Consider the following 12,366-nt stretch of genomic DNA (forward strand, 5'->3'; position numbering starts at 1 on the left):
GGTCGCGGGGGAACCACAGCGCGTGGTCCCACACTGGCCGCCGGGCGGCGCACCTGCTCGCCTGCGCGCAGGCCGACGATGGACAGCGGCGCGGCGCCGGGCAGCAACACCGGCGGGCACGTTGGCGAGGGCGGCGGCAGGCGCCCGGCCAGGCGTTCGCGCCGGGGCAGCCAGGGCTCCAGCGGGGCGGGCCACAGCGCCACCTCGCGGGGCTGGGTGCCGGGGCAGCCCGGCGCGGTGCGCCGGCCCTGGGCGTCCACCCACCAGGTCTGGCGCAGGCCCAGGCCCAGCGGCTGGTCGGCCGCCAGCAGGGTCGGCGGGGTGGTGCCGTCGAGGGTCCAGGCCAGGCGCGGCCGGCGGCAGTTGGGGTCGTCCCGGTCCAGGGGCTGGCCGAGGGGCCAGCAGATCGCCGCGATGCCCACCGAGTCCGGGCGTGTGTCCGCCGGGGGCAGCACGCCGCGCTGGGCGTCGCGGTTGAGCAGCACATCGTGCACCTGCATCAGCAGCGGCGCCGCCGAGGCCAGGCCGAACTGGCCCGGCACCGGGGTGCCGTCGGGGCGGCCGATCCACACGCCCACCAGGTAGCGCGGCCCCACGCCCATGGCCCAGGCATCGCGGAAGCCGTAGCTGGTGCCGGTCTTCAGCGCCAGCAGCGGGCCCAGCGGCGCCGGGGCCTGGGGGTCCAGGTCCGGGCGGGACTGGCCGGCGAGGATGCGCCGCACGATCCACGCCGCTCCGGGGGACAGCAGGCGCCGCTCGCGCAGTCCCTCGTCCGGCTGCAAGCGCGGTGCAGCGGCACGGCCCTCGCGGGCCAGTGCGGCGTAGGCGCCCACCAGGTCCTCCAGCCGCGCTCCGGCACCGCCCAGCACCAGCGCCAGGTTCGGCTCGGCGCCGGCCGGCAGCACCAGCGGCAGGCCGGCGCTGCGCAGCTCACCGGCGAAGCGCTTCGGCCCGTAGGCCTCCAGCAATTGCACGGCCGGCAGGTTGAGGGAGGTGGCCAGGGCCTCGCTGGCCGCCACCGGCCCGCTGAAACCGGTGGAGAAGTTGCCGGGGCGGTAGTCGCCGTAGCGGCGCGGCACGTCCTGCAACAGCGATTCGGAATGGATCAGCCCGGCGTCCAGGGCCAGGCCATAGAGGAAGGGCTTGAGGGTGGAGCCGGGGGAACGCAGCGAGGTGACCATGTCGACGTGGCCGAAGCGGCGGGCGTCGTCCAGCTCCACGGACCCCAGGTAGGCGCGCACCGCCATGCTCGGGTGCTCCACCACCAGGATCGCCGCCGAGGTGCGCTCCGGCAGCTTCGCCCGCCAGCCCAGCAGCAGGCTTTCCAGCCGCCGCTGCAGGGCGGCGTCGACGGTGGTGCGGATCAGCGGCGGGCTGCCCGGCCGGTTCAGCCGCCGCGCCAGCAGCGGCGCCAGGTTCGGCTCCTGGCGCGGCGCCAGCAGCACCGGCTCCTGCAGGGTTTCGTCCACCACCGCCTGGGGCCACACGCCGTACTCGGCGAGGCGCTTGAGCACCTTGTCCCGCGCGGCGGTGGCGCGCTCGGGGTGGCGGTCCGGGCGCAAGCGGCTGGGGGCCTGGGGCAGCACCGCGAGCAAGGCGGCCTCGGCGCGGGTCAGTTGCGAGGGCGGTTTGCCGAGGTAGGCCCAACTGGCCGCCGCGACGCCCTGCAGGGTGCCGCCGAAGGGTGCGCGGTCCAGGTAGAGGGTGAGGATCTGCGCCTTGGACAGGTGCCATTCCAACTGCAAGGTGCGCCACAACTGGCGCAGCTTGCCGGTGAAGGTCCGCGGGTGGGGGTCGAGCAGCCGCGCCACCTGCATCGACAGGGTGCTGCCGCCGGAGAGCACCCGACCGCCGCTGAGGTTCTGCCAGGCGGCGCGCCCCAGGGCCAGCGGGTTGACCCCGGGGTGGCGGTAGAACCAGCGGTCCTCGTAGGTGAGCAACGCCTCCAGGTAATAGGGCGAGACCTGTTCCGGGGTCACCGGGTAGCGCCACACGCCGTCGGCATCGGCGAAGCGCCACAGCGGGGTGCCGTCCTCGGCCAGCACCACCCGTGCGCGGTCGTCGACCGGAAGTGGCAGCGGGAACAGGCGGTCGGCCAGCCACAACAGCGCCAGCAGCAGGAGCGGCACGCTGATCCAGCGGCGCCGCGCCAGGCGGCGGGCGCCACGGTGGCAGGTGGAAAGCAACGACACGAACGGCACTCCAGGCAGCATCGGACAACGGCCGGCCCCGCCACCGCAAGGGGGTGGGGCCGGCCTTCAGGGCATCGCCAAGACCGGGGGCGAGGCCATCAGCGGTCGTGGATCACCATCACCTCCGGCGCATCGCCCAGGGCCTGCCAATGCGGCCGGTACATGGACTCCACCTGGGGTGGCGGCACGCGGTAGGTGCCGGGGGTCACGGCGCGTGCCAGGTAGAGCAGGTGCGTGATGTCGTAGCCGCTGACGTCCACGGCGGCCACGTAGCGGTCGTCGCGGAACTCCTGGTGCTTGATGGCCGCCCCCTGCATGGACTCCTGCAGGCCGCGCACTTCCTGGCTGGCGTCCTGCAGGCTGGCGGCGCTGTGGGCCAGGTTCTGGTTCTCCGGCTCCAGGCCGGCGGGCAGCAGGTCCACCACCAGGGCGTCGGGGGTGCGCTCGCGGGCCTGCACGCTGAGGTGCACCAGCACCAGTTGGCCGCTGCGCAGGTCGCGGATGTCCACGGGCTTGCCGTCCAGGCCCAGGTAGTCGCGCTGGATCGAGAGGTTCTCGCCGCCCGCCTTCGGTGCCTCCGTCGGGTAGCCGGACAGGGTCAGGCGCTGGTACAGCGGCGCCGGGCTGCGGCTGGTGAGGGTCAGCGGTTCGGCCAGGGCCTGCTCGTCGAGGCGCAGGTTGGCGTGGTCGCGGTCCAGGGTGCGGGCCTGACCGGCGATGTCCAGGCTGGCCTGCCAGTCCGGCTCAGGCTTGCCGATCAGGTGGCGGCCGGCGAGGAACAGCGCGTTGCGCTCCTGGGTCGACAGCCAGTCACGGCCGGCCAGGCGATCCGACAGCGGGAACAGCCGTGCTTCGACCTGATCCGGCGCCAGGCCGCTTTCCTCCAGCAGGGCGAGGATCAGCGCCTCGTCCCGCAGGGTGCTGCCGTAGTCGGCGTACCAGCCGTCGCCACGCACGGCCTGGGCCGCCAGCCCGGCCTCCAGCGCCTGGTCGGCGCGGGGCTGGTCGCCCATGGCCTTGAGGGCCACGGCCAGTTGCACCAGGGCCAGGCCCGAGCGCGAGTCGGCACGCCGCTCGAACAGGCTGCGCAGGGCACCGAGGGGCGCCTGCTGGGTGCGGGCCAGCACGTAGCCGGCGTAGGCCTGCACGGCGAAGCGGCTGTAGTCGCTGTTGTCGGTGTAGTTCACGTCGACCTGGTTGCGGTCCTGCAGGTAGCGCAGCAGGCGCTCGTTGGCCTTGGCGAGGGCGGCGGCGGGCACGTCGAAGCCCTGCTCGCGGGCGCGCTGGAGGAAGTCGGTGACGTAGGCGGTCAGCCAGGGTTCCTCGTCGCTCTCGTTGCTCCACAGGCCGAAGCTGCCGTTGAAGCGCTGCATGCCCAGCAGGCGCCCGATGCCGATGGCGATGGCCTTGCGCCGCTGCTCGTCGGGCTCGTCCTCCAGGCCCAGGCGCTGGCGGGTGGCGGCGTCGAGGTAGAGCGAGGCGTAGAGCCCGCTGGTGGTCTGCTCGGCGCAGCCATAGGGGTAGGCGCGCAGGGCGCGGATGTGCTCGGCGATGTTCAGCGGCGGGCGCGCGGACACCGACAGCCGGGCCTCGCGGCCGATGGTCTCGAAGGCCGCCAGGGTGCCGGCGGGCAGGCTCCAGCTGTCGCCCTTGAGCACCGCGCGGAAGCTGCGGGTCTGCGCCGGCCAGGCCGGGCGGATGCCCAGGGTCCAGTCACGGGTCAGCGGTGCCAGGGCCTCGCCGGGCAGGGCCAGGCCGTTGACCGTGACGCGGATGCTGCCCTGGCCGAAGCCACTGAGGGCGCGCACCGGTACCCGCAGGGTGGTGCGCTGGCCGTCGGCCAGTTGCAGCGGGGTGGTCTGCCCGGCGGGGGCCTCGGCGAGGCGCAGCAGGCCGTCGGCCTCCAGCTTCACGTCCAGGGCCTGGGGCTGGCCGGAGAGGTTGGTCAGGTCGAGGGCGACGCTGGTCTCGTCACCGCCGGCGAGGAAGCGCGGGGCGGCCAGTTCGGCCACCAGCGGCGCGGCCACCACGGTCTTGCCTTCGGCCATGCCGTAGCGTTCGTCGGTCCACACCTGGGCCATCAGCCGCAGCTCGCCGTTGAAGTCGGGGATGTCCAGGCTGACGTCGCCCTCCCCCTGCTCGTCGAGGGTCACCGGCACGCTCTGCAGGGCCACCAGGCGCACCTTGCTCGGCGGACGCTTGCCACCGGCGGCGAGGCCGGCGTCACCGCCGAAGGCCAGGGAGGCGAGGCGCCCCTGGCCGGCTTCGATCAGTTGGCCGTACACGTCCAACTGGTCAGCGCCGTAGGCCTTGCGGCCGAACAGCGCGGCGAAGGGGTCGGGGGTGGCGTAGTCGGTGATGCTGAGGATGCCGGCGTCCACCGCCGCCACCAGCACATGGGCCTGGCGCGCCGGGGTGCCGTCAGCGTTCTTCGCTTGCAGGTGCACGGCCAGGGGCTGGTTGGGGCGCATCTTCTCGGCGGCGCGCAGGGTCAGTGCCAGCTTGCGCGGGGCGCGCTCCAGGGGCAGGTGCAGCAGGCCGACGGCGCGCTTGGGGGTGACCCGCTCCTTGCGCTCGCCAGGGCGCACCACCAGCGCGCTGACGTACAGGTCATGGCGGGTCCATACGCTGCTCACCGGGACCTCGAAGGTGCGGCCTTCGGCGGGCACGTCGATGTTCTGCCACCACAACAGGCCGTCGGCGGATTCCACCAGCAGGTAGCCGCTGCCGGCCGCCGGCGGGGTGACGCTGATGCGCGCCACGTCGCCTCCGCTGTAGGCGGGCTTGTCCAGCACCAGCTTGACCTGGTCGGGGCGCACGGCGCCGCCTTCGGTGTTGTCCTGCCAGCGGTAGCCGGCCCAGAAGCGCAGGCTGCTGACCATCCCGGTCTGCGGGTCTTCCACCTCGACCCGGTAGGGGCCCCACTGCACGGGGAAGCTGACGCGGGTGGTGCCGTTGGCGGCGACGTCCACCAGGCGTTCGTCGCTGATGAGGAATTTCGCGTTGTAGTGGTAGTTCCAGCCGCCGTCGTCGTCGTAGCTCCAGTAGTAGTCGCGGCGCTCGCGCACCAGGCGCACCTTGACGCCCTGGGCGGCCAGCTTGTTGCCCTCGGGGTCGGCGATCAGCAGTTCCACTTCGGCCATGCCGTTCATGTCCACCTGGTCGTCGGTGAACACGCCGCGCAGGCCGGGCAGGCGTGCAGCGGGCCACACCGGCTGCTCCAGGTGCCGGGTGACGGGGCGTCCGCCGGACTCCAGCAGGCTGGCCTGCAGGGTCAGCGACAGCGGCGAGCGGGCGCTGGCCCAGCGGCTTTCCAGCTCCAGGGCGCCCTTGCCGGCTTCGTCGAGCTTGACCTCGTCCAGCTCCACATCCTGGCTCAGCTCCTCTTCGGTCACGGAGCCGAACTGGTAGCCGGGCAGTGCCTTCACCGCTTCGCGCAGCGGCCGCACGTAGAGCTGGCCGGTGAGGCGGTTGCCGGCGGCCGGGGCGCCGTAGAGGTAGCGCCCCTGCACCTGGAAGCGGGCGACGTCGCCGGGTTCCAGGGGCGTGTCGCTGCCCTTGATCTCCAGGGCCATGCGTTCGGGGAGGAAGTCCTCCACCTGGAATTCGTAGAGCTGCTTGTGGCCGTTGCCGAGGTCAATGAGCAATTGCCAGCGGCCGGTGGGGGCGTCCCCCGAAAGGGCCAGTTGGTGCTGGTAGAGGCCGTTGGCGTCGGGGGTCCAGACGAAGTTCTGGCTGACCTGGTCGTCCGGTCGGCGCACTTCGACGCTCACCGGCTGGGGCGCCAGGGCGCGGCCGTCGCGGTCACGCAGCAGCGCGTTGAGCAGCACGGTCTCGCCGGGGCGGTAGAGGTCACGCGGGCCGAAGACGAAGAACTGCAGCGGTTGCTGGGCCGGCCCGGCGATGTCGAACTCGGACAGGTCCAGGGCCGGCGTGTCCAGGCGCAGCAGGCTGATCTGGTCGCCCTGGTGGCCCACCAGCACGCGGCCCTTGTCGGTCAGCGGCAGGCGCAGGTGGCCCTTGTCGTCGGTCTTGCCCTCGGCCAGCACGGCACCTTCGGAGTCGAGCAGTTGCAGGTTCACCTCGGCCTGGGGCTTGCCGCCCTCCAGGGCCTGGGCGAAGACATCCAGGCGGCCGCCGAAGCGGTGTGCGGAAAGGCCGATGTCGCTCAGGGTGAACAGCGTGGCGGGGTTGCTGTAGCTGTAGCGGCCAGCGCGGCGCATCACCGCCAGGTACACGCCGGCCGGTTTCAGCGGCTCGATGCCGGCGATGGGCAGCAGCAGGTTCTCGCGGGTGTTGGGCGCGGGCTTGAGGTCGAAGCGCCCGGAGTAGACGAGGTCGGCGGTGCGCAGCAGGGCGTCGCTGTCCCAGTAGCTCATCTGGCTGCGGCGGCCCCAGCGGGCGAGCAGCTTGGGCAGCTCGGCGGGGCGCACGCGGAAGAAGTCGACGTCCACAGCGTCGACGTTGAGGGCGATCACCGGCAGGCCTTCGGCAAGACGGCTGGGCAGCAGCGAGCCGCGGCTGGCAAAGCCCACCGAGGGCTGCAGGTCGCGGGTGCGCAACTGGCTGACGCTGGCGCTGGCCAGGCGGGCGTCGTTCACCCCGCGCAGGCCGGCGTCGATGGTCAGCTCCAGGTCACGCTTGGGCTGCAGGTGGCGCAGGCGCAGCTCCATGAGGGTGTCGTCCAGCTCCCAGGCGCCGTCCACCTTGCCGCTGGCCTTGTCCACCAGGTGCAGGCGTTCGGCGAAGGGCTGCTCCGGGTCCAGCGGCACGGAGAAGCTCACCGACAGGGCGCTGGCGCCGTCGAGCTGGACTTCGGAGATGTCCACCACCTTCAGCTCGCGGCCGGCGTAGCGCTTGGCCAGCGCAGCGGTGTCCACCGGCGCGCGGGGCGCCTGGACCTGGGCAGCGGGTTCGGCGGCGGCCTTCTCGGCGGTGTGTTCAGGGGTGGAGGAATCGCAGGCGGCAAGCAGCCCCAGCGAGAGGGCCAGTAACAGTCCTTTGTACGACGACATGGTGACTCCGGGGCGGGACGCGCGGCTGCGCGCGCGGCAACTATAGACGAGCCGTGATGCCAGTAAAGTCGCCGCCTTCACGCTTTGGACGACGTACATGTTCCGCTTGGGTCTGTTCTCAATCCACGCAGGCAGTTTCTGGAGGCGCCCTCCAGTCGACGCCTCACGCGCTTGCGCCGCTATACTGCGCTGCCCTTGCGGAGCCCGAGAATGAGCCCGATTCGCGACGCCTGGCGGCACCGCCCCACCCACCGACGGGTGTGGGGACTGGCCGCGCCGATGATCCTCTCCAACGTTTCCGTGCCCCTGGTGGCGCTGGTGGACAGCACCGTGGTCGGCCACCTGCCCCATGCACACCAACTGGGCGCCGTGGCGGTGGGCAGCATGCTCTACACGCTGATGATCGGCGTGCTCGGCTTCCTGCGCATGGGCACCACCGGCTTCGCCGCCCAGGCCGCCGGGCGGGCCGATGGCGGTGCGCTGCGCCAGGTGCTGCTGCAGGGCCTGCTGCTGGCCGGGGTCCTGGCGCTGGGCCTGGGGCTGCTGGCCCTGCCCTTCGGCCACCTGGCCCTGGGGCTGATGGCGCCCTCGGCGGAGCTGGACCAACTGACCCGCGAATTCTTCCACCTGCGCCTGCTGGGGCTGCCGGCGGCCCTGGCCAACTACGCGCTGGTGGGCTGGTTCCTCGGCACCCAGAACGCTCGGGCGCCGCTGGCGATCCTGCTGGGGACCAACCTGGCGAACATCGCCCTGGCGCTGTGGTTCGTGCTCGGGCTGGACTGGGGCGTGGCCGGCGCGGCCAAGGCGGCGGTGACGGCCGAGTGGTTCGGCGCACTGATCGGTCTGGCGCTGACCCGGGGCGCGCTGCGGCGCCACCCGGGGCGCATCGTGGCGGGTGCCTTGCGCCGCTGGGCCAGTTGGCGGCCGCTGCTGGCGGTGAACCGCGACATCTTCATCCGTTCCCTGGCGCTGCAGTTGGTGTTCTTCCTGCTCACGGTGCAGGGCGCGCGGCTGGGCGATGCCACGGTGGCGGCCAACGCGCTGCTGCTCAACGGCCTGCTGGTGACCGCCTATGCGCTGGACGGCCTGGCCCACGCGGTGGAGGCTCTGTGCGGCCACGCCATCGGCGCCGGCAACCGCGCGGAGCTGCGCCGGGCCCTGGTGGTGGCGGGTGGCTGGTCGCTGATCGCCAGCCTGGGCTTTGCGCTGTTCTTCCTGCTCGGCGGCGGGCTGTTCATCGACCTGCAGAGCGACATCGCCGAGGTGCGCGCGGTGGCCCACCGCTACCTGCCCTACCTGGCGCTGCTGCCGCTGGTGGCGGTGTGGAGCTACCTGCTGGACGGCCTGTTCATCGGCGCCACCCGCGCCCGCGAGATGCGCAACGCGATGCTGCTGGCGGTGCTGCTGAGTCTGCCGCTGGGGCTGGCCCTGGCGGGCCTGGGCAACCACGGGCTGTGGCTGGCCTTCCTGGGCTTCATGGCGCTGCGCGGCCTCAGCCTGGCGGGCCTGGCCTGGCGCCTGCAGCGGCGCGATGCCTGGTTCGCCGGGGCGCCTGTGCCCTCGAACGTTTCCCCCTCCCCTGCCCGCTGAAGGAGCCTGCAATGGCCGATGCGATTGCCGCCTACCTGCACTACCTGTCGATCTTCCTGCTGTTCGCGCTGCTGGTGCTGGAGCACCGCCTGTTCAAGCTGCCGCTGGACCTGGACCGGGCCCGCAGTCTGATGCGCATCGACATCGCCTACGGCATCACCGCCAGCCTGGTGCTGGCCACGGGGCTGGCGCGGGTGCTGTGGTTCGGCAAGGGCAGCGCCTACTACCTGCACAACAGCCTGTTCCACGCCAAGGTCGGGCTGTTCGTGCTGGTGGCGCTGCTCTCCACCTTCCCTACGGTGGTGTTCCTCGGCTGGCGCAACAGCGTCAAGGCCGGCCAGGTGCCGGTGCTGTCGCCGCGCACCGGCAAGCTGCTGGTGATCACCCTGCGCGCCGAGCTGACCCTGCTGCTGGTGCTGCCGCTGCTGGGCGCGCTGATGGCGCGGGGGTTCGGGGTGATCGGCTGAGCCTTACTGGCGCATCCCCACGGCCAGCCGGTTGAAGGCGTTCATCAGGGCGCAGGCGAAGCTGAGGTCGCTGATCTCGGTGTCGCTGAAATGCGCCTTGAGCGGCTCGTAGGACGAGTCGGGGGCGCCGCTGCCTTCCAGCCGGGTCAGCGACTCGGCCCATTCCAGCGCGGCACGCTCGCGCTCGCTGTACAACCCGCTCACTCGCCAGCCGGCCAGGGCATCAAGGCGGGCCTGCTGTTCGCCGCCGGCGCGCAGGGCGCGGCTGTGCATCTCCAGGCAGAAGGCGCAGCCGTTGATCTGCGAGATGCGCAGGTACACCAGTTCGATCAGGGGCTTGCCCAGGGGGCTGTCCTGCAGGGCGTTCTTGACGCTGAGCAGGCCCTGGTAGGCACGGGGGGACAGTTCGCTGTACGGCAGTCTGAGTGCGCTCATGGGAGGGCTCCGATGGGGTTGAAGTAGGGGTGGGTGTCCAGCCGGGCGCGGATCTGCTGCTCGGCCTGGGCGACGGCTTCGGGGCCCTGGGCGAGCCCCTGGAGGTGGAAGAATTCGACGTGGTGCAGGCCGATCACTCCGAGGATGTGGCGCAGGTAGGGGGTGAGGAAGTCGGCCTGGCTGGCCCGCGCGCCCAGGTAGGTGCCGCCGGAGCTGATGACCACGAAGCAGGGCCGGTCTTCCAGCAGCCCGTCCTTGGTGCCGTTGCGCAGGGTGAAGGTGCGCTGGATGCGCACCACGTAGTCGAGCCAGAGCTTGAGGCAGGCCGGCACCATGTAGTTGTGCATGGGGGTGGCGATCAGCAGGTGGTCGGCGGCCTCCACTTCACACACCAGGGTTTCCGATACGGCGAAGGCGGGGTCGTCCTGGGCGGCGCGGGTCATGAGGGCGCGGGCATAGTCGCCGGTCAGCGGCGGCAGCGGTTCAGCCACCAGGTCACGCAGTTGCAGGTCGCTGCGCGGTTGCAGGCGCGCGGCCATCTCGCGGGCCAGGCGGCCGCCGAGGGAGGCTTCGCCGTTGGGGCTGCAGTCGATGAGCAGGGTTCGGGGCATGGGATGGGGTCCTCCGGGTCAGGTGAGAAAACGGCTGAAGTGCAGGCCGGTGGCGAGCAGGCCCTGGCGGAAGTAGAAACGCTGGGCGAGGGCGTTGGCCAGGGCGGTGTCCAGCACCAGCTTGGCGCACCCGTCGGCGCGCGCCAGCCGCTCCACCTCCGCCAGCAGCGCGGCGCCGACGCCCTGGCTGCGGGCGCCTTCGGCGGTGACCAGGTCGTCGACGTAGACGAAGCGGTCGTGGATCAGGTTGTCCTGGGTGCGGTAGCCGGCCAGCCCGAGCAGGCGGCCGTCCTGGCTGGCGGCCAGCAGCCGGTAGCCCTGCTGACGCTGCCGGGCGATGCGCTGGACGAAGGCCTCGGCGTCGGTCAGGCGCGGGCGCAACTGGTGCATCAGGCCGAAGGCCGCGCGCAGGGCGGGTTCGTCCGCTTCGAGGTGGTGCAACTGCAGGGGGGCGTCGCTCATGGGGGCTGTCCGCTGGGTGGTTGGGCGCTACTCTAGGGCGCCCATGTCCCAGCCTACAGAGCCAAGATTCGAGGAAATGACCAGGCCATGACCACCCGCCCGTCGCTGGACCGCACCCTCGACACGCCGCTGTTCCTGCAGCTCTACCAACGCCTGCGCGAGGCCATCGAGCAGGGTCGCCTGGCGCCAGGGGCGCGGCTGCCCTCGCTGCGGGCCCTGGCCAGCGAGCTGAACCTGGCGCGGGGCACGGTGGAGGCGGCGTACCAGATGCTGATCGGCGAGGGCTATGCGGAGGCCCATGGCCCGGCCGGCACGCGGGTGTCGCCGCGCCTGGGCGGCAGCCTGCCGGAGCGCCCGGCCACGCCGGAGCCGACCCCCATGGCGGCGCCAGCCGAGGCGCCCCGGCTGACGCCGTTCCAGCTCGGCCTGCCGGCCCTGGACGCCTTCCCCCGCAAGCTGTGGACGCGCCTGGTGCAACGCCACCTGCGGGCCCTGGCCGGCCCGGCGATGATGACGCCCGACCCGGTGGGCCACCGCCCGCTGCGGGAAAACCTGGCGGCGTACCTGGGGGTGTCCCGGGGGATTCGCTGCGCGCCCGAGCAGGTGTTCATCACCACCGGCCACCTCGCCAGCCTGGCGCTGGTGCAGCGCACGCTGATGCGCCCGGGGGACCGCATCTGGCTGGAGGACCCGGGCTATCACCACGCCCGCGAGATGCTCGCGGCGCTGCCGCTGGACTGCGTGCCGGTGCCGGTGGACGGCGAGGGGCTGGTGGTGGAGGCCGGTTGCCGGCGGGCCGCCGATGCGCGCTTCGCCCTGGTCACCCCGACCCACCAGAGCCCCACCGGGGTGGCGCTGTCCCTGCCCCGCCGCCTGGCCCTGCTGGACTGGGCGCGCCGGGCCGAGGCCTGGATCATCGAGGACGACTACGACAGCGAGTACCGCTACCACGGCCGCCCGCTGCCGGCGCTGAAGAGCCTGGACGAGGCCGGCCGGGTGCTCTACGCCGGGACCCTGAGCAAGGTGCTCTACCCCGGCCTGCGCATGGCCTACCTGGTGGTGCCGGCGGCGCAGGTGGAGGCCTTCGGCCACAGTGCGCGGCTGTTCCCCAGCGGCTGCCCGGAGCTGATGCAGGCGGCCCTGGCGGACTTCATCGAGCAGGGGCATTTCGCCCGCCACCTCAAGCGCATGCGCAGCCTCTATGCCGAGCGCCGCGCCCACACGCGGGAGGCGCTGCTGGCCGCGTTTGGCGAGGGCCTGCGGATCGACCAGCAGGCCGGCGGCATGCACCTGCTGGCCTACCTGGCAGACGGCGAGGACGACACCGCCATCGCCCAGCGCGCCCGCCAGGCGGGGCTGGCGGTGGTGCCACTGTCGCGCTGGCGCCTGGAGAGCCGGGGCGCACCGGGGCTGGCGCTGGGCTTCACCAACATCGCCACCCCCGACGAGGCCCGGCACCTGGCCCAGCGGTTGCGGGCCGCCGTCGAAGCGACCGGGTAAACACCCAAACGTAGGGTGGGCTTCAGCCCACCGCTTCTGTCTGGAAGCCCGTGCCGAACGGTGGATCGGCGCTCACCGGATGGCGCCAAGGCCC

8 protein-coding genes are annotated in these 12,366 nt (G+C 72.5%); 3 read left to right on the forward strand and 5 right to left on the reverse strand.

The genetic code is table 11. The features are described from left to right. Together pbpC and A7D27_RS25895 are read right to left on the reverse strand one after the other, a co-directional pair. A partial coding sequence (gene pbpC / locus A7D27_RS25890) for a peptidoglycan glycosyltransferase PbpC (RefSeq protein WP_371914837.1) occupies positions 1–2,153 on the reverse strand: 2,153 nt, incomplete at its 3' end. A 137-nt stretch (positions 2,154–2,290) separates the two neighbouring features. Next, positions 2,291–7,207, reverse strand: a complete 4,917-nt coding sequence (locus A7D27_RS25895) for an alpha-2-macroglobulin (protein WP_069566559.1) — start codon at positions 7,205–7,207, stop codon at positions 2,291–2,293. 210 nt (positions 7,208–7,417) lie between these two features. Between A7D27_RS25895 and A7D27_RS25900 the strand changes: the two genes are divergently transcribed. Beyond that, positions 7,418–8,797 (forward strand): MATE family efflux transporter, encoded by a 1,380-nt coding sequence (locus tag A7D27_RS25900; RefSeq protein WP_069566560.1) that lies wholly within the window; start codon positions 7,418–7,420, stop codon positions 8,795–8,797. 11 nt (positions 8,798–8,808) lie between these two features. Beyond that, on the forward strand, positions 8,809–9,264 hold the full coding sequence (locus A7D27_RS25905; protein ID WP_044411196.1) for a DUF2214 family protein: 456 nt from the start codon (positions 8,809–8,811) through the stop codon (positions 9,262–9,264). Positions 9,265–9,267: 3 nt separating this feature from the next. Here A7D27_RS25905 and A7D27_RS25910 read toward each other — a convergent pair whose 3' ends face one another. Genes A7D27_RS25910 through A7D27_RS25920 form a run of 3 tightly spaced genes read right to left on the reverse strand, consistent with a single transcriptional unit; the run spans position 9,268 to position 10,772 of the window. Next, positions 9,268–9,699 carry a carboxymuconolactone decarboxylase family protein gene (locus A7D27_RS25910; protein ID WP_069566561.1) on the reverse strand — a complete coding sequence of 144 codons (432 nt, stop codon included), beginning with the start codon at positions 9,697–9,699 and terminating at the stop codon, positions 9,268–9,270. Beyond that, positions 9,696–10,310 carry an FMN-dependent NADH-azoreductase gene (locus tag A7D27_RS25915; RefSeq protein WP_069566562.1) on the reverse strand — a complete coding sequence of 205 codons (615 nt, stop codon included), beginning with the start codon at positions 10,308–10,310 and terminating at the stop codon, positions 9,696–9,698. The genes A7D27_RS25910 and A7D27_RS25915 overlap by 4 nt, the downstream gene beginning before the upstream one ends. 18 nt (positions 10,311–10,328) lie before the next feature. Continuing rightward, the gene (locus tag A7D27_RS25920; RefSeq protein WP_069566563.1) at positions 10,329–10,772 is read right to left on the reverse strand and encodes a GNAT family N-acetyltransferase; all 444 of its coding nucleotides are present in this window, start codon (positions 10,770–10,772) and stop codon (positions 10,329–10,331) included. A gap of 87 nt (positions 10,773–10,859) precedes the next feature. Between A7D27_RS25920 and A7D27_RS25925 the strand changes: the two genes are divergently transcribed. After that, complete coding sequence (locus A7D27_RS25925) at positions 10,860–12,272, forward strand: PLP-dependent aminotransferase family protein (RefSeq protein WP_069566564.1); 1,413 nt, start codon at positions 10,860–10,862, stop codon at positions 12,270–12,272. The last annotated feature ends 94 nt before the right edge of the window (positions 12,273–12,366 follow it).

The organism is Pseudomonas sp. 1D4, assembly GCF_001728925.1.
Classification (GTDB): Bacteria; Pseudomonadota; Gammaproteobacteria; order Pseudomonadales; family Pseudomonadaceae; genus Metapseudomonas; species Metapseudomonas otitidis.

Excerpts from the sequence above, each read along its gene's own strand:
- A7D27_RS25895 (WP_069566559.1), bottom strand. The coding sequence starts at position 7,207 with ATGTCGTCGTACAAAGGACTGTTACTGGCCCTCTCGCTGGGGCTGCTT.
- A7D27_RS25900 (WP_069566560.1), top strand. The coding sequence starts at position 7,418 with ATGAGCCCGATTCGCGACGCCTGGCGGCACCGCCCCACCCACCGACGG.
- A7D27_RS25905 (WP_044411196.1), top strand. The coding sequence starts at position 8,809 with ATGGCCGATGCGATTGCCGCCTACCTGCACTACCTGTCGATCTTCCTG.
- A7D27_RS25910 (WP_069566561.1), bottom strand. The coding sequence starts at position 9,699 with ATGAGCGCACTCAGACTGCCGTACAGCGAACTGTCCCCCCGTGCCTAC.
- A7D27_RS25915 (WP_069566562.1), bottom strand. The coding sequence starts at position 10,310 with ATGCCCCGAACCCTGCTCATCGACTGCAGCCCCAACGGCGAAGCCTCC.
- A7D27_RS25920 (WP_069566563.1), bottom strand. The coding sequence starts at position 10,772 with ATGAGCGACGCCCCCCTGCAGTTGCACCACCTCGAAGCGGACGAACCC.
- A7D27_RS25925 (WP_069566564.1), top strand. The coding sequence starts at position 10,860 with ATGACCACCCGCCCGTCGCTGGACCGCACCCTCGACACGCCGCTGTTC.